Annotated in this window: 16 protein-coding genes and 1 tRNA gene; 7 read left to right on the top strand and 10 right to left on the bottom strand. The window is 61.1% G+C overall.

All coding sequences use genetic code 11. The features are described from left to right. Window position 1: 1 nt before the first annotated feature. A complete protein-coding gene (locus HX898_RS12680; protein ID WP_138331730.1) occupies window positions 2-1,924 on the top strand; it encodes a glycoside hydrolase family 127 protein in 1,923 nt (640 codons plus the stop codon). 24 nt (window positions 1,925-1,948) lie between these two features. Further along, the gene (gene ugpC, locus HX898_RS12675) at window positions 1,949-3,022 is read left to right on the top strand and encodes a sn-glycerol-3-phosphate ABC transporter ATP-binding protein UgpC (RefSeq protein WP_180194804.1); all 1,074 of its coding nucleotides are present in this window, start codon (window positions 1,949-1,951) and stop codon (window positions 3,020-3,022) included. Between the two features lie 56 nt (window positions 3,023-3,078). On the opposite strand, the gene dxr is transcribed toward ugpC, so the two are convergent. Beyond that, the gene (gene dxr, locus HX898_RS12670) at window positions 3,079-4,269 is read right to left on the bottom strand and encodes a 1-deoxy-D-xylulose-5-phosphate reductoisomerase (protein WP_171600155.1); all 1,191 of its coding nucleotides are present in this window, start codon (window positions 4,267-4,269) and stop codon (window positions 3,079-3,081) included. A 357-nt stretch (window positions 4,270-4,626) separates the two neighbouring features. On the opposite strand from dxr, the gene HX898_RS12665 reads away from it, so the two are divergent. Both HX898_RS12665 and HX898_RS12660 read left to right on the top strand, forming a co-directional pair. Then, the gene (locus tag HX898_RS12665) at window positions 4,627-5,277 is read left to right on the top strand and encodes a hypothetical protein (protein ID WP_138331727.1); all 651 of its coding nucleotides are present in this window, start codon (window positions 4,627-4,629) and stop codon (window positions 5,275-5,277) included. A gap of 63 nt (window positions 5,278-5,340) precedes the next feature. Next, a complete protein-coding gene (locus HX898_RS12660) occupies window positions 5,341-5,631 on the top strand; it encodes a BON domain-containing protein (protein ID WP_180194803.1) in 291 nt (96 codons plus the stop codon). Between the two features lie 75 nt (window positions 5,632-5,706). On the opposite strand, the gene HX898_RS12655 is transcribed toward HX898_RS12660, so the two are convergent. After that, the gene (locus tag HX898_RS12655; RefSeq protein ID WP_003543398.1) at window positions 5,707-5,859 is read right to left on the bottom strand and encodes a hypothetical protein; all 153 of its coding nucleotides are present in this window, start codon (window positions 5,857-5,859) and stop codon (window positions 5,707-5,709) included. Between the two features lie 119 nt (window positions 5,860-5,978). Further along, on the bottom strand, window positions 5,979-6,221 hold the full coding sequence (locus tag HX898_RS12650) for a hypothetical protein (protein ID WP_180194802.1): 243 nt from the start codon (window positions 6,219-6,221) through the stop codon (window positions 5,979-5,981). A 147-nt stretch (window positions 6,222-6,368) separates the two neighbouring features. Here HX898_RS12650 and HX898_RS12645 point away from each other — a divergent pair, with 147 nt between their 5' ends. Next, window positions 6,369-6,887, top strand: a complete 519-nt coding sequence (locus tag HX898_RS12645; protein ID WP_180194801.1) for a DUF2937 family protein — start codon at window positions 6,369-6,371, stop codon at window positions 6,885-6,887. Between the two features lie 158 nt (window positions 6,888-7,045). On the opposite strand, the gene eat is transcribed toward HX898_RS12645, so the two are convergent. The 5 genes from eat to HX898_RS12620 form a co-directional block, all read right to left on the bottom strand. Continuing rightward, on the bottom strand, window positions 7,046-8,410 hold the full coding sequence (gene eat, locus HX898_RS12640) for an ethanolamine permease (RefSeq protein WP_180194800.1): 1,365 nt from the start codon (window positions 8,408-8,410) through the stop codon (window positions 7,046-7,048). Between the two features lie 26 nt (window positions 8,411-8,436). Further along, window positions 8,437-9,183 carry an ethanolamine ammonia-lyase subunit EutC gene (eutC, locus tag HX898_RS12635; protein WP_180194799.1) on the bottom strand — a complete coding sequence of 249 codons (747 nt, stop codon included), beginning with the start codon at window positions 9,181-9,183 and terminating at the stop codon, window positions 8,437-8,439. Continuing rightward, window positions 9,180-10,628: an ethanolamine ammonia-lyase subunit EutB gene (locus HX898_RS12630; RefSeq protein WP_180194974.1), complete on the bottom strand. Its 1,449-nt coding sequence runs from the start codon at window positions 10,626-10,628 to the stop codon at window positions 9,180-9,182. The genes eutC and HX898_RS12630 overlap by 4 nt, the downstream gene beginning before the upstream one ends. A gap of 583 nt (window positions 10,629-11,211) precedes the next feature. Next, a tRNA-Arg gene (locus HX898_RS12625) sits at window positions 11,212-11,288 on the bottom strand. Between the two features lie 156 nt (window positions 11,289-11,444). After that, the gene (locus HX898_RS12620; protein WP_138331720.1) at window positions 11,445-12,608 is read right to left on the bottom strand and encodes a M20 aminoacylase family protein; all 1,164 of its coding nucleotides are present in this window, start codon (window positions 12,606-12,608) and stop codon (window positions 11,445-11,447) included. 157 nt (window positions 12,609-12,765) lie between these two features. Here HX898_RS12620 and HX898_RS12615 point away from each other — a divergent pair, with 157 nt between their 5' ends. Continuing rightward, on the top strand, window positions 12,766-13,899 hold the full coding sequence (locus HX898_RS12615; RefSeq protein WP_180194798.1) for a D-alanyl-D-alanine carboxypeptidase family protein: 1,134 nt from the start codon (window positions 12,766-12,768) through the stop codon (window positions 13,897-13,899). 19 nt (window positions 13,900-13,918) lie between these two features. Then, on the top strand, window positions 13,919-15,085 hold the full coding sequence (locus HX898_RS12610) for a GTP-binding protein (RefSeq protein WP_180194797.1): 1,167 nt from the start codon (window positions 13,919-13,921) through the stop codon (window positions 15,083-15,085). Window positions 15,086-15,115: 30 nt separating this feature from the next. On the opposite strand, the gene HX898_RS12605 is transcribed toward HX898_RS12610, so the two are convergent. Then, the gene (locus tag HX898_RS12605; protein ID WP_180194796.1) at window positions 15,116-15,889 is read right to left on the bottom strand and encodes a FadR/GntR family transcriptional regulator; all 774 of its coding nucleotides are present in this window, start codon (window positions 15,887-15,889) and stop codon (window positions 15,116-15,118) included. Between the two features lie 9 nt (window positions 15,890-15,898). Then, a complete protein-coding gene (locus tag HX898_RS12600; RefSeq protein ID WP_029871070.1) occupies window positions 15,899-17,179 on the bottom strand; it encodes a TRAP transporter large permease in 1,281 nt (426 codons plus the stop codon). Window positions 17,180-17,182 lie beyond the last annotated feature (3 nt).

The following is a 17,182-nucleotide window of genomic DNA, read 5'->3' as shown; positions in this document are numbered from 1 at the left end:
CATGACCAAATCAACCAATGACCGCCAGTTTCGTCCCGTCGCCGTTCCCGATGTGGAGCTCGGCGGCTTCTGGGGAAAATGGCAGGATGCCGTCTGCAATTCCACGGCCGAGACCCTGCTCGACCGCTGCGTCGAGGCCGGCATGCTGAAGGCGATCGACGTCAACCAACCGAGCCCCGGGGTGGTCATTCCCATTCAGCCATGGGGCGGGACGACGCAGATGTTCTGGGATTCCGACCTCGGCAAGTCGATCGAAACGATCGCCTATTCGCTCTATCGCCGGCCGAACCCGAAGCTCGAGGCCCGCGCCGATGAGATCATCGACATGTATGAGAAGCTGCAGGACGAAGACGGCTATCTGAACGCCTGGTTCCAGCGCGTCGAGCCGAACCGCCGCTGGACCAATCTGCGCGACCATCATGAGCTCTATTGCGCCGGCCATCTTATGGAAGCCGCCGTCGCCTATTATCAGGCGACCGGCAAACGCAAGCTGCTCGACATCATGTGCCGCTATGCCGATTACATGATCAAGATTTTCGGCCATGGCGAAGGCCAGATATCAGGCTATTGCGGCCATGAGGAAGTCGAGCTCGCGCTGGTCAAGCTTGCCCGCGTGACCGGCGAGACGAAATATCTCGAGCTTTCGAAATACTTCATCGACGAACGCGGCACCGAGCCGCACTTCTTCACGGCCGAGGCCGCTCGCGACGGCCGGAGCGCTGCCGACTTCCATCAGAAGACCTATGAATATGGCCAGGCACACCAGCCGGTGCGCGAGCAGACGAAGGTGGTCGGCCACGCGGTGCGCGCCATGTACCTCTATTCGGGCATGGCCGACATCGCCACCGAATACAAGGACGATAGCCTGACGGCAGCGCTGGAAACGCTCTGGGACGATCTGACCACCAAGCAGATGTACATCACCGGCGGCATCGGGCCGGCGGCCTCAAACGAAGGCTTCACCGATTACTTCGATCTGCCGAACGATACCGCCTATGCGGAGACCTGCGCCTCGGTCGGCTTGGTGTTCTGGGCAAGCCGCATGCTCGGCCGCGGTCCGGATCGGCGCTATGCCGATATTATGGAGCAGGCGCTTTACAACGGCGCGCTGCCGGGGCTTTCGACCGACGGCAAGACATTCTTCTACGACAATCCGCTCGAAAGTGCCGGCAAGCACCACCGGTGGAAGTGGCACCATTGCCCCTGCTGCCCGCCCAACATCGCCCGGCTGGTGACCTCGATCGGCTCCTACATGTACGCCGTTTCGGACAATGAGATCGCCGTGCACCTCTATGGCGAGAGCACCGCAAGGCTGAAGCTGGCCAACGGCGCCGAGGTCGAACTCGAGCAGACCACCAACTATCCGTGGGACGGTGCCGTCGCCTTTACCACCAAGCTGGAGAAGCCGGCGAAGTTTGCACTGTCGCTGCGCATTCCGGACTGGGCTGAAGGCGCAACCCTCAGCGTTAATGGAGAGATGCTCGATCTCAACGCCAATATGCAGGACGGATATGCCAGGATCGATCGTGAGTGGGCTGCGGGCGATCGTGTCGCCCTCTACCTGCCGCTGGCGCTTCGGCCGCAATATGCCAACCCGAAGGTGCGCCAGGATGCCGGGCGCGTCGCATTGATGCGCGGCCCGCTGGTCTATTGCGTCGAAACGACCGACAACGGCGAAGACCTCAACGCCATCGTCCTGCCGCGTGAGCTCTCCACAGCCGAAACCGTCGTACTGAAGGATCTCAATGATGCCGTCGCCCTCGATCTCAAGGTCGAGCGCGAGGAAACATCGAACTGGGGAACGGCGCTCTACCGCAAGGCGCCTGCCGAAAGGCAGGTCGCCACCGCGCGTTTCGTGCCCTATCATCTCTGGGACAACCGCGCGCCCGGAGAGATGCTCGTCTGGGTCCAGTCGGACAGATAGGTCTTTTTGGGGATGACGAACGGTATGGGTAACAAGAGCGTCGTGCTCCAGGACGTGCGAAAAAGCTATGGCAATCTGCAGGTGGTCCACGGGATCGACCTGACGATCGCAGAGGGCGAATTCGTCGTCTTCGTCGGCCCTTCCGGCTGCGGAAAATCGACGCTTCTTCGCATGATCGCCGGCCTGGAAGACGTGACCGACGGGGAGGTCGAGATCAAGGGACGTATCGTCACCGATCTCGATCCATCCGAGCGCGGCATCGCCATGGTCTTTCAGTCCTACGCGCTCTATCCGCATATGAGCGTGCGCGACAACCTAGCCTTCGGCTTGAAGATGGCGCGCACGAATGCCGCCGAGATAGAGACCCGCGTCAAGGCCGCCTCCGCGATCCTGAAGATCGATCATCTTCTCGACCGGCGGCCGGGACAGCTTTCAGGCGGCCAGCGGCAGCGTGTGGCGATCGGCCGGGCGATCGTGCGCAAGCCCGACGTCTTCCTGTTCGACGAACCGCTGTCCAATCTCGATGCGGAACTGCGCGTTTCGATGCGCATCGAGATCGCCCGCCTCCACCGCGAACTCGGCAACACGATGATCTATGTCACGCACGACCAGACGGAGGCGATGACGCTCGCCGACAAGATCGTCGTGCTGCGCGACGGCCGCGTCGAACAGGCGGGAACGCCGCGGGAAATCTACGAGAATCCCTCGAATACCTTCGTGGCGGGCTTCATCGGCTCGCCGAGGATGAACCTGCTCAATGCCCGCTGGGGTGAGGGGGGCCTGGTCGAGGTCGCCGGCCGGCAGATCGAAAGCGGCCTGCCGCCGGCAGACAGGCCGGTTGGTGGCGCGGTGACGCTCGGCCTGCGGCCGGAGCATCTAAAGGTGGCATCCGACCTATCAGGCAGCCTGACGGCCAGGTTGGATTTTTCAGAGTATCTCGGGGGAACGCAATATCTCTATTGCCAGCTTGCCGATGGCCAGTCACTGACCGTCGAACATCGGTCACCGATCAGTATTGCGGCGGGCGAGCAGGTGAGCCTGCTGTTTGGACCGTCGGATTGCCGATTGTTCGACGAGGGTGGGAACCGGTTGCGCTAATCGCGGGCGTCAGGATCACAGGCGGGCGACCACTCGGCGATCGGCCCGTCTGAACTTCACTCGGCGATCGCGAGTGTCATGAGCTCCGCCGCCCTTTGCCGGGCTTGCCTGTCGGCGGCGAAGACATCGTCCATGGTGGAGGCCGGCGGCAGGCCGGCCAGATCGTCCATGACCCTCTCGGTGACCTCGGCCATGGCGAGGAAGGAGAGCTGCCCTTCGATGAAGGCTTCGAGCGCCACTTCCTTGGCGCCGTTCAGCACCGCGCCCTGAACACCGCCGCGCGTCATCGCCAGGCGCGCGAGCCGCAGCGCCGGAAACCGCACCTCATCCGGTGCCTCGAAATCCAGCCTGGCGAGCTTGGCGAAATCCAGCCGCTCGACCGGCAGGTTCGGCCGGCGCGGAAAGGACAGGGCATAACCGATGGCGGTGCGCATATCCGGCGCGCCGAGCTGCGCCAGCACCGATCCATCGGTATAGCCGACCATGGAATGAATGATCGATTGCGGATGGAAGATAACCTCGATCTGTTCGGGTCTGAGACCGAAAAGGTGCCGGGCTTCGATCATCTCCAGCGCCTTGTTGAACATCGAGGCGCTGTCGATCGAGATCTTCAATCCCATCGACCAGTTCGGGTGGGCGCGCGCAGTTTCCACCGTCACATCCGCCATGTCACGCAGCGAGGCGGTGCGGAAGGGGCCACCCGACGCCGTCAGGATGACCCGCTCGACGGCGTGGCGCTGGTTCTCTTCCAGCACCTGGAAAATCGCGTTGTGCTCGCTGTCGACCGGAAGCAGCTTGCCGCCGCCCGCCCGGATCGCTGCGATGAACAGGTCGCCGGCCGATACCAGGCATTCCTTGTTGGCAAGGGCGATATCGGCGCCGCGGCGGGCAGCGGCAAGGGTGGGCGCCAGGCCAGCAGTGCCGACGATTGCCGCCATCACCCAGTCGGCTTCGCGGTCCGCGGCTTCCATCAGGCCGGATTTTCCTGAAGCGACCGCGATGCCGGTGCCGGAAAGTGCGCTCTTCAGTGATTCGTAATGCCGGTCATTTGCCGTCACCGCCAGCCGCGCGCCCGATGATTTCGCCTGCCGGGCCAACAATTCGACATTGCCGCTGCCGGTCAGCACGGAGATTTCGAAGTTCTCCCGTCCGCCCAGATGATCGACGACATTGAGTGTATTCTGGCCGATCGAACCCGTCGAACCGAAGATGCTGAGGCGCCGCGGCGCGCTTTTGCCGGTCATCATGTAGAATTTCGCGAAAATTTCTCTCGTAGGCTCAGGCTCTACTAGGCTTTGGGGGGGGCGGCAAGTGTGCAGTGCAGCAGATTTCAACCCCTGAGGGGTTTACAGAGCAGCGGCCGGATGTGATCCTTATAACATTGCTGGTGGATTCGGTTCCGCCGCGGCCGGTCGCGGTCGCAGGGCAAGTCGGGGCGCTGCGGAGCCCATCGAAGAACAGGCACTCGGTGCCGCCGGCCTTTCGGCCAACCATTAAATCGAGGGTGAAACCGGGATGGGCGGCTTGGCCGTGATCCCCATCGCGTTCGCTGCTGCTTCGGTTTCGGAGCCGCAGCCCTGTGTCAGGCAAAACGTTCTTACTTCATGACGACATTCAAATTAGCATGCATCCTTTTCGCCATCCTGCCCTCGCTCACAGCCGCAGCCAGGGCAGACGACCTGCTGATCTGGTCGCCGGCCAAGCTCTCGGACCGGTCCTACAAAGCGACGATGGGTTTTCGCCTGCCGGCGGAATGGGAAACGAGTGCCGGCGCCGACATCGCGCTTGCCTCGACCAAAGGCGGGGCGCTGCTGCCCGATTCCGAACAGGCAATGCTTTGGGGCAGGATCAGCAGAACGAGCGTTACCCCGGCAGGCCGGTCACAGCAGGGTGCCAGCGTCAGCGTCGATACGCTGCGCGGCAGCGGCGCGCTGACCCTCAGCCGCTCGCGCAGCTGGATCCTGTCCGATTCGCTCGACATGCAATCGAGCCGATCCATCAGCGTGCAATATGACGCGGTCGAGGCCCGGCAGGCTTCGGTGACGGCATCGCAGGCGCTGAAGCTGATTCATCCCTGGACGGGAACCTCGCTTTCGGCAGGGACAGGCGTCAGCAATGCCAGCGGCGACTTCTCGAGCACGGTAGGGGTCAGCCAGACCATTCTGCCGAACCTCAATCTCGATGCCTCGGTGAGCAATCCATTTTCGGGAGGTGAGGCGGGCAGTGTCAATCTCCGCTATCGCGTCAACTGGTAGCGGGGACTGAACCAAACTCCGCCGATCAGCGTTTCCTACGAAGCTTTCACGGAGGAACGGATCATGGTTTTCAAGGAGCAGACATTTCACGGGCTCGAACCCGAGATGGAGATAGAGATCGCCAATCGCGCAACGGTCGAGTCAGCCGTTGCCAATGCGCTGGCGATTGCCGGCGGCATCGATGCGTCGGATGTCGAGGTGACGATGGAAAACGACCAGATCATGCTGAGCGGCACCGTCGGCACGGTGGGCGAAATCGAACGGGCAACCGCGGTCGCCAAGGCGGTCGAGGGCGTGCATGCTGTGCAGAACCGGATCCTGCTTGGCGGATCCTCGCTCGACGGCTCGCACTAACCAACGGCGGGCCGCTCCGAGCCTGGACCCTGCCGGGCGAGGACTATTTCCACATCGTCGCCTATAAGCCGCCGATCAACCGGCGAAGCGTTCGACGAGGAAGGACGAGCCCGCCAGACGATCCGTTTTCTGCGCGGCGCCCGATCCCTGCGGCTGGTAGGCGATGGCGAGCAGCAGGACACTGACGGCGACATAGGCGATTGCCAAAAGAGTCATCTTGATACGCATGATGAATACTCCTGTTTCGCGATAAACGCAGCTGGTATGGCGAAGTTCCGCATCGGCGAGATCAGAAAGAAAAAGCCCGGCCGAGGAGGATCGGCCGGGCTTTTCCTGCATGGATTGCCTTATCGGCAGATTCGGGTTTCCTTGACGACCGTATGGCCGTGACGGCGAATCTTTTCCGTCTTGGTGAAGCAATCGCGGGAAACGTGGCGCGCCCTCATTTCATGGCGGTAATTGGGCCTGTCCGAATGGCGGTAGTAGGGGCGCGCGTCATCGGTGGTGATCGTCACACTTGCTGCCTGGGACGGCATTGCGGAAAAGATGGACGCAGCAGCGAGCGTGCAGGCAAGGATAATCTGTTTCATGACAAGCCTCTCTTTCTGAGTTGGTCACGGCATCAACTCGCCGGAAGCGCCGTCGGTTCAATCACATAGAGTTACCGATTGTGTCGACGGCAGAAACCTTTGACGCGCCGGATCGTTAGCGCAAGGGGATAGCCGGAGGCATAGATCATGGGACCGATTGCAAGGATCATCACCATCGTCGCCGGGCTTGCCGGCGGCACGGTTTTTTCGCAGGCACCGGAATTTGCGCAGCAATACCGCCAGCGGATCGGCGGGGCGATCGACGAATTGCGGGTCATCGTCGAGGATTTCAATGCCCAGGCCGCCGAGCACCATCTCGATCGCCAGCAGGCGCTGAGCGCCTATGCGCAATCATCCGACGATTTCCTGCGCGACCGCGGCGTCTCGATGCAGAGCACGATCTCGCGCTACGAAACGCTGCTGTCGCAGCAGCTCCACCTCGGCACCGCCGCACCCGTCGTCAAGCCGTTCGTGCTGATGCGGAATGCGGATGATGTGGTTTTCGCCAATACCTGGCGGGACTTCGTGCCTGGGGTGCCGGTGAGCTTCGCCGGCCTCGTCTGGGGTGCGATTGGATTTCTTGGCGGCTGGGTCGTGGCGGCGCTGCTGGGATTGGGGGCGCGGCGGGTCACGAGGGCACGGCGCGTCCATCGTCAGGTGCGGTGAACCAATCGGTGGCGAACGTGGCACTGGCCCCGGAACGCAATGATATCAGCCAAGCTTTGCGCTGAAATGACCCCCGCCAAACTTCGGCGGGAGTCGTCGATATTAATCGGAACCGGTTCGTCCAGTTGCTTTCCCGGTGATCGGGCCAGAGAGCCTTGTTACGTGGACGCTGCCGCTTCCTTGGCGATGCCACCTGAAAGCAAACGCCAAATGCCGAATGCCACCACGCCCATCGCGAGGAAGATCACAAAGATCAGGAAGTTGTAGTAGATCATCGCTGCCAGCGCGACGAGGGCGAGCCCGAGAGCAATGGCTGGCACCACGGGATAACCCCAGGCCCTGAAGGGTCGGGCGAGTTCAGGTTCGGCCTGACGCAGCTTAAACAGCGACGCCATCGAGACGATGTACATGATGATCGCGCCGAACACCGACATGGTGACAATATTGGCGGTCAGCGGCAAACCGCCGATCTGGATCAGGCTGTCGGAAAAGATGGCTGCGATGCCGACGGCGCCACCTGCAAGGACTGCGAGATAAGGCGTGCGGAATTTCGGATGGATTTTTGCAAGGACTTCCGGGAGGTAGCCGGCGCGGCCCAGTGCAAAAATCTGCCTGGAATAGCCCATGATGATGCCGTGAAAGGAAGCAATCAGGCCGAACAGGCCGATCCAGACCAGCATATGCAGCCAACCGGAGGATTCGCCCACGACCGCCTTCATCGCCTGCGGTAGCGGATCGTTGATGTTGGACAGCGTACGCCAGTCGCCGACGCCACCGGCGAAGATCATGGTGCCGAAGGCGAGGAAGACGAGTGTCAGAATACCCGCAATATAGGCAATGGGAACGGTGCGGGTGGGGTTCTTGGTCTCCTCAGCCGCCATCGCCGCGCCTTCGATCGCCAGGAAAAACCAGATGGCAAATGGAATGGCGGCAAAGATGCCTCCAATGGCACCGACCGAGAATTCAGGGGCGCCAGCCCAGCCATTGGCCGCGAAATTGGCAAAAGAGAAGCCCGGCGCGACGACACCCATAAAGATCAGCAATTCGGCAATCGCCAGAATGGTGATGAAGAGTTCGAAGGTTGCCGCGATGGTAACTCCGACGATATTGAGCCCCATGAAAATGATATAGGCGCCGACAGCCGCCATTTTCGGATCGAGCCCCGGGAACTGCACATTGAGATAGGCGCCGATGGCCAGCGCGATGGCCGGAGGGGCGAAGACGAATTCAACCAGTGTCGCAAAGCCCGCAACGAAGCCGCCGAGCGGCCCGAAAGCCCTGAGCGCATAGGCAAAAGGGCCGCCGGCATGCGGAATGGCCGTCGTCAATTCCGTGAACGAAAAGATAAAGGTGGTGTACATCACGGCGATCAGGATCGTGGTGATCAAGAAGCCGAGTGTGCCGGCAGCCGCCCAGCCATAGCTCCAGCCGAAATATTCGCCGGAGATGACGAGGCCGACGGCAAGTCCCCATAAGTGCAGCCCGGTCAGGCTTTTGGCGAGCGTCGGTTGCGAATTTGACATGATTGTTCCCCTTTTTGTAAATTGAACTATGCTTCTTGGTGTGACAGCGCTTCTATGGCGCCTTCGGCATTTTCCTTGAGATCGACACCGGTCAGCTGCAAGCGAAGCGCCTCCCGGACGATCCAAACGATCTTGTCGGCTGCGACCTCGTAGCCGAGCCCGTCGGCATGAATATTTGAAATACAGTTGCGCTCGCTGTCACGCCGTCCCGATTGCGGACGGAACGTGATGTAGGCGCCGAGGCTGTCAGGCACGCTTAGCCCCGGCCTCTCGCCGATCAGCACGATGGCAACTTCTGCGCCAAACGCCGCCGCCGCCTCATCACCAAATGCCACACGCGCCTGCTCGCCCAATATCACCGGGGCGACGCTGAAGTCGCCGAGACGCTTCATGCATGCCTTGAACAGCGGTACCGCGTGGTGCTCGACCGCCGAGGCCGAAAGTCCGTCTGCGATGATGAAGGCGATATCATAATGATCGCCTGGGCCTGGCAGATCGGCTGCATGGGTCTGACGGCCGAGATCCGGACGCGCCAGATAGATCGTACGGTCTTTGGCGCGAGAGCGAATCCGGACCGTAGCCACGGGCGCAAGTGCCTTAGCGAGGGCGACAAAATCCACTTGACCATGCACGGCATCGCGCGCCCGGGCATGGGCGAGCTGGAAGTCGAGGATTGCCGATGTCGGCAACGCGTCGCCCGCCCTGCCAAGCCCAATCCGGGCGCGTGTGGCATTGCGGAACCGCGCAAACGGATCTGGTTCGATGGAATTCATGCCGATGCCCTGTAGCTCAAGAGATTGCGGGAGAAGGCGCCCGAGGCGCTGGCCGGTGCAAGACGACCCGTCTGATCAAGCATGCCCATGCGGTGGAGCCAGGCTTCGAATTCTGGGGCGGGCGGGCGATTGAACTGGTGCCTGAGGCCGACAATATCGTGGTAGGAAAGGCTCTGATAATTGAGCATGACATCGTCGGCGCCGGGCACTGCAATGAGGAAGCTGACGCCAGCGACAGTCAGCAATACCATCAGATTATCCATATCGTCCTGATCGGCTTCCGCATGGTTCGTGTAGCAAACGTCGACCCCCATCGGCACGCCAAGCAGTTTGCCGCAGAAATGATCTTCGAGCCCGGCGCGGATAATTTGCTTGGCGTCGAAAAGATATTCGGGACCAATGAAGCCGACCACTGTATTGACAAGCAATGGATTGAGTTCACGTGCAACGGCGTAGGCCCGGGTCTCAATCGTCTGTTCGTCGACACCATGATGGGCGTCGGCCGAGAGCGCGCTGCCCTGGCCGGTCTCCAGATACATGACATTGTTTCCGACCGTGCCGCGTTTCATGGAAAGTGCTGCCTGATGACCTTCCCTGAGGACGGCGAGATCGACGCCGAAACCCTTGTTGGCAGCCTCCGAGCCGGCGATTGACTGGAACACCAGATCGAGCGGCGCGCCGGCCTCGATTGCCTTGATTGACGTGGTGACATGGGTCAACACGCAGGATTGGGTCGGGATCTCGAACCGTTCGCGCAGCCGGTCGAAAAGAACCATCAATCTTGTGCAGGCCTCGAGATTGTCGGTCGCCGGGTTGATGCCGATCACCGCATCGCCGATCCCATAGAGAAGTCCGTCGAGCGTCGAGCCGGCAACGCCTTCAGGATCATCGGTGGGATGATTGGGCTGAAGGCGGCTCGACAGTCGGCCGGGCAGACCGATCGTGGAACGAAAGGCCGTGACCACCTTACATTTGCCGGCGACGGTGATCAGATCATGGTTGCGCATGATCTTGGAGACTGCCGCGACCATCTCGGGGGTGAGGCCTGGTGCAATAGCAAGCAGTTTTTCGGAGGTCGCGTCATAAGAGAGAAGCCAATCGCGAAACTCACCGACCGTCATATGAGATACCGACGCGAATGCCATCCAATCATGGCGGTCGACGATCAGCCGACTGACCTCGTCGGTCTCGTATGGGATGACGAGATCCTCCAGGAAAGTTTTGAGAGGCATATCCGCGAGCAGGTAGCGGGCGGCCACCCGCCGCTCGTTGCTTGACGCTGCGATCCCGGCCAGCACGTCACCGGATTTCAGCGGCGAAGCGCAAGCCAATACCGATTTCAGATCCTGAAAGACATGGCGTTCGCGTCCTAGAACGATCGAATATGTTGTCATCTGCTCCTGGCCGTCGACCGGCCTATTCTCAATGCCCGAGAACTCGTCCACCTTTGTGGGCACTCCCAGGCTTCCGCCGAGTAGATTTGCTCGGCCCTAGGCCAATCAAGGCAAGAAGCGTGCCATTCTTATCGGCTAAGATACCGAGGCAGCCGTGCCAAAGGCTCCGCATGGCTGGACCATGACCGCTTACGCCGGCGCGGCTATCGCAGAGATCGTTTTCAATTTAGGGTAGCTAACTCGCCAAGGTGGTTGTATCCACTTTACGATAACATGCTCCGATGTGCGCAGATTTGCGTCCGGCTCAACACCGATAGCGAAAATATTCGTTGATCATCCTGATCCAGTGGTTCTGTCCCGATTGCTTTTTTGGTGGGGCAGTCTGCGCTGGGACGCGATCGTCAATTATGAGCGAACTGACCGTGGATCGACGCCGATGTTGAAAAACTAGCCAGTTGAACGAGTCCAATCGATCGCCAATTTCTTCGGCCGAAGAGCTTGGTCGTGCGGCCTCAACGCGACACTCGGCCTCGCTACTGCCGATCAAAGGCCGGTTTCTCATGACATCATTATTGCGTTCTTGCATGTCTGCAGGAATGTGCGTTGTGTCGAGGGAGATAACCATCTGATTGACTGGTGATCCCGGCGCGATTCGAACGCGCGACCCCCAGATTAGGAATCTGGTGCTCTATCCTGCTGAGCTACGGGACCACTTAAGTGCCATGCATACAAAAGGCTTGGCGTGAAGCCAAGCCTTAATTGTTGCAAGAGCATGTCGCGCAAAAGTGTGCAGCGGTTTTGCGCCAAGGACATGCGGAAACAAAGGCCTAAAGTGCGGCAACCGAATCTGAAAGATCGCGACGCGCTTTAGAGACCGAGGCGCTGTTCGGCGAGGCGGACCCAGTAGGAGATGCCGTGGGCGATGGCTTCGTCGTTGAAGTCGTAGGCCGGGTTGTGGAGGCCGGCGCTGTCGCCGTTGCCGATGAAGATGAAGGCGCCGGGCCGGGCGTTCAGCATGTAGGAGAAATCCTCGCCGCCCATCATCGGATCGATCTCGGCGTTGACGTTGCCTTCGCCGGCGATGGCGCTGGCGGTGGCGACCGCATGCTCGGTCTCATCCGGGTGGTTGACGGTAACGGGGTAGTTGCGGTGGAAGCTGATTTCGGCCTCGGCGCCGTGGGCCGCGACCAGGCCCTCGATGATCTGCCGGAACCGCGTCTCGGCGAGCGTGCGCACCTCGGGGTCGAGGGTGCGGACCGTACCGGCGAAGGTCGCATCGTTCGGAATGACGTTATGGGCGAAGCCGGCATTGAACTTGGTCACCGAGACGACGACCGAGCGCAGCGGATCAGCGCTGCGCGAGGCGATCATCTGCAGATTGGCGATGATCTGGGCGCCGATGGCGATCGGGTCGATCGTCTTATGCGGCTGGGCGGCGTGGCCACCGCGGCCCTTGACGGTGACGGTGAATTCATCGGTCGCCGCCATGATGGCGCCCTTGCGGGTGGCGAACTGGCCGACCGGTAGGCCCGGCAGGTTGTGCATGCCGTAGACCTCTTCGATATCGAAGCGCTCCATCATGCCGTCCTTGACCATCAGATTGCCGCCGCCGCCGCCTTCTTCTGCGGGCTGGAAGATAACAGCGACATTGCCGTTGAAGTTGCGGGTCTCGGCCAGGTATTTTGCGGCGCCGAGCAGCATGGCGGTGTGGCCGTCATGGCCGCAGGCATGCATCTTGCCCGGCGTCTTCGAAGCCCAGGGTTTGCCGGTGATTTCGGTGAGCGGCAGAGCGTCCATGTCGGCGCGCAGGCCGACCGTGCGGCGGCCTTCGCCCTTGCCCTTGATCAGGCCGACGACACCGGTTCGGCCGATGCCGGTGACGATCTCGTCGACGCCGAATTCCTTGAGTTTTTCGGCGACGAAGGCGGCCGTGTTTTCCACCGCGAAGAGGAGTTCGGGCCGAGCGTGGATGTGGCGGCGCCATTCGGCGACCTCGTCCTGCAACTCCGCGGCTCTGTTCAAAATCGGCATATCGGCGTTCCTGTTATGAAATCTCGACAATCTTTCATCGCATCACAAGGGTGTGAGGCTGTGGAAATTACTTAGTCAATGACCTTTGCCATGTCATAGCCATATAGGCTAAATAGGGGAAGATTTCGAGATTTTCCTGATATCCGAAGGACGAACCGTGTCGACGAGCCACTTCCGTTTGTTTGCTGCCTTGCGGCCGCTTTCTTTCGCGTCAGCGGCGACGGCCGTTTTTCTGGCCTCCGTTCCGCTGGCCCAGGCCAATCCGCATATTCTCGTCGATGTGCAGACCGGCCGCGTGCTCGAGCATGAAGAAGCCTTCCGCAAATGGTATCCGGCCTCGCTGACCAAGCTGATGACCGTCTATACCGTGTTCGATGCGATCCGCGCCGGTCAGATCAGCCTTGATACGCCCGTCGTCATCAGCAAACGCGCCGCCGCGCAGCCAGCCGCCAAGATGTATTTCAAACCAGGCCAGAAACTGACGCTCGACAGCGCATTGAAGATCCTACTGGTCAAGTCGGCGAACGATGTGGCTGTCGCGGTCGCCGAAGCCATCGGCGGTACGCAGGAAGGCTTCGTGACGCGGATGAACGGCGAGGCGCTGAAGCTCGGCATGACGGATTCGCACTTCGTCAATCCGAACGGCTTGCCCGGCAAGGGCCAGTATACGACGGCGCGCGACCTTGCGGTGCTGACGGTGGCGCTGCGCCGCGATTTTCCGCAATATGCCGGCTACTTCTCGCTGGAGGGTTTCACCAACGGCCAGCAGAACGTGCCGAGCCTCAACATGCTGATCGGTCGTTTCGCCGGCGCCGACGGCATGAAGACCGGCTTCATCTGTGCCTCGGGCTTCAACCAGATCGGTTCGGCGACGCGCAATGGCCGCACGCTGGTCTCCGTCGTGCTCGGCACCGACAGCCTTGCAGCCCGCGCCGATGCGACGGCGAATCTTTTGCAGAAGGGCTTCACCACCCAGCCTGCCAGCAACGACACATTAGGTTCGCTGAGACCCTACGGGTCGGGACAGGACCAGGTGACCGACATCAGTGCCGATATCTGTAGCGCCAAGGGCGCCAAGGTGCGCAGCGAAACGCGAGACGAAGTCGGCCGCATGAAGGTACAGTCACCCTATATCCAGCCGATGGATCACGATCCGCAATTCGTCTTTGCCGGCCTCATTCCGGGCCAGGATCCGCAGCCGGCCGCGCAGCCGGAAAAAATGGCGCGGGGCGATACGGCGGGAGCGATTGCCAACGTGCCGGTGCCGATGCCGCGCCCGACATCCTTCTAAGCTTTTAAGGTAAAATGACATGAGCGCGCTCAACGACAGGATTCCGGTCACCATCCTGACCGGCTTTCTCGGCGCCGGCAAATCGACGCTGCTCAACCGCATCCTCAAAGATCCTGTCATGAAGGATGCGGCCGTCATCATCAACGAATTCGGCGATGTCGGCATCGATCATCTTCTGGTCGAAAGTTCCGGCGATTCGATCATCGAGCTGTCCGATGGCTGCCTCTGCTGCACCGTGCGCGGCGAGCTTGTCGATACGCTCGCGAACCTGATGGACGCCGTGCAGACGGGCCGCGTCAAACCGGTCAAGCGCGTCGTCATCGAGACGACCGGTCTTGCCGATCCTTCACCGGTCATGCAGGCGATCATGGGCAATCCTGTCATCGCCACGAATTTCGAGCTCGATGGCGTCGTTACCGTCGTGGACGCGGTGAATGGGCTACAGACGCTCGACAATCACGAGGAAGCGCGCAAGCAGGCGGCGGTCGCGGACCGGCTGATCGTCTCGAAAAAGACGATGGCCGAGGCAAAAGACGGGCTGGAAAAGCGGCTGCGGGCGCTCAATCCGCGCGCGACGATGATGGATGCCGACAGCGCCCAGGCGGGTAGTGCCGCGGTGCTGGTCAACGGGCTCTACGATCCGGCGACGAAGATCGCCGATGTCGGCCGCTGGCTGCAGGACGAGGATGCACACGAGGCGCATCACCATCACGACCACGGTCGTGATGGACATCACAATCATGGCCATGATGGTCACCACCACCATCATCACGCTCATGCGGATCAGGATCCGCATGACGTCAACCGTCACGATGCCTCGATCCGCTCTTTCTCGATCATCGAGGAGAAACCGATCGATCCGATGGCGCTCGAGATGTTCATCGATCTTCTGCGTTCGGCCCATGGCGAGAAGCTGTTGAGGATGAAGGCGATCGTGTCCGTCTCCGACCGGCCGGATCGGCCGCTGGTGCTGCATGGGGTGCAGAGCATCTTCCACCCGCCGGTGCGGCTTCCCGCCTGGCCGGGGGAAGACCGGCGCACGCGCATGGTGCTGATCACGCGCGATCTGCCGGAAGCCTTCGTGAAGGATCTTTTCGACGCTTTCCTCGGCAAGCCGCGCATCGATATGCCCGATCGTGCGGCGCTGTCGGACAATCCGCTCGCCATCCCTGGCATGCGGATTTAAACCGTTGATTTTGTTGTTGCGCGATTTTCTTCAGGTCTTGCGTTTAAGGATACTTGAAAGCCACTTGGCCTGCTGGCCGCTGAGAAGGCTGCGATAGCGCTCCTGGCTTGCCGCCAGATGGGCGCGCATGGCGGCGCGGGCGGCTTCCGGGTCACCGGCAGAAATCGCCTTCAAAATCGCCAAATGCTCGCGCTGCAGGCCTTCCTGATAGTCACGCGACAGCGTGCTATCTGTACCCCAAGGGGAGGCGATGTCGCAGGGGATGGCCCGCATGCCAAGCGCATCGAGAACTTCGACATAATATGAATTATTGGTGGCAGCCGCGATTTCTCGGTGGAAAGCGAAGTCGCTCTTGCCGGTTGCTTCGCCACGCTCGAGCAGCCGGTCGAATTCGAAGAATGCTTCCTGAATCTGCGCTTCCTGAGCCGCATTGCGCCGTAGCGCAGCAAGCCCTGCGCTCTCGATTTCCAGCCCCATGCGCACCTCGATGATGTTGAGTGCATGGGAAACCTTGTTGCCGACATCAGCGCTGATCGAACCGAAGGCAATCGTCGGATGGTTTTTGACGAAGACGCCGGCGCCTTGTCGCGCCTCGACGAGGCCGTCGGCGGCAAGGGTTGCAATCGCCTCACGGACAACGGTGCGGCTGACGCCGAAGAGTTCGCCCATCCGGGTCTCGGTCGGCAGCTTTTGGCCGGGCGCGTATACTCCGGACACGACCTGAGCGCGGATGGCCGAAACGACGCCTTCGGAGAGTTTCGGCCTTCGCTCGACCCTGAAATCTAAGGCTGTGTCGGTCGCCATGTCGCACTCCTATTTGAAGACGCTCGGCAGCCACAGCGAAATCGCCGGGATGTAAGTGACCAGCCCGAGCACCACGATGCCCGCACCGTAGAACGGCCAGATCGAGCGCATGGCCTCCCAGACCGTGATTTTGCCGACTGCACAAGCCACGAATTGCACCGCGCCGACTGGAGGCGTGTTCAGCCCGATGCCGAAATTCAGGATCATGATCACGCCGAAATGCACCGGGTCGACACCGTAGGCCTGTGCAACCGGCAGGAAGATCGGCGTGCAGATAATGATGGTCGGCCCCATGTCCATAAAAGTGCCGAGCACAAGCATGAGGACATTGAGCAGGAGCAGCACCGTCAGCGGATCATCGGCGACGCTCTTCATCCAGATCACCAGCGAGGCAGGCACCTTCAGGAAGGCCATCAACCAGGAGAAGGCGGCCGCTGTGCCGATAATCAAAAGCACCATTGCCGTCGTGCGCACGGCACCCTGTGTGGCGTGAACGAAGTCTCTCCAACTCATCTGCCGGTAGACCAGGAGAGTTATCAGCAGCGCGTAGAGCACCGCGATGCAAGAGCTTTCCGTCGCAGTGAAGACGCCGGACCTCACCCCGCCGAAGATGATGGCGATCAGCAGAAGCCCGGGCAGTGCGACGGCGAACAAATGAGCCACCATGACAAAGCCCGGAAAGGGCTCTGTCGGATAGCCGCGCGAGCGCGCAACGATGTAGGCCGTCACCATGAGCGCGACCGCAAGCAATAGTCCGGGTAACACGCCGGCGGTGAACAGGTCGGCGATGGAGATCTTGCCGCCGGCAGAGATCGAATAGATGATCATGTTGTGGGAGGGCGGCAGGAGCAGCGCGATCAGCGCTGCCATTGACGTGACGTTCACCGCATAATCGGCGCCATAGCCGCGCTGCTTCATCTGCGGGATCATCAGGCCGCCGACGGCCGCGGCTTCTGCCACGGCCGAACCGGAGATGCCGCCGAACAGCGTGGCTGTGACGATGTTGACCTGGCCGAGGCCGCCGCGCACGTGGCCGACCAGTGATGCGGCGAAGGCGACTATACGGCTGGCAATGCCGCCGCGCACCATCAGATCACCGGCGTAGATGAAGAAAGGGATGGCGAGGAGCGAAAATACGCTCATGCCGGAATTCAGCCGCTGGAAGATGACCAGCGGCGGCAGGCCCATGTAGAGCACCGTGGCGAAGCTGGCGACGCCGAGGCAGAAGGCGATCGGCGTGCCTATCAGCATCAGGGTGGTGAAAACACCGAACAGGATCCAGAGTTCCATCGC

It is taken from the genome of Rhizobium sp. WYCCWR 11128 (assembly GCF_013416305.1).
GTDB lineage: Bacteria > Pseudomonadota > Alphaproteobacteria > Rhizobiales > Rhizobiaceae > Rhizobium > Rhizobium indicum.
The sequence above is the reverse complement of the archived record's forward strand: the minus strand, read 5'-3'. Positions and strand labels throughout refer to the sequence as shown.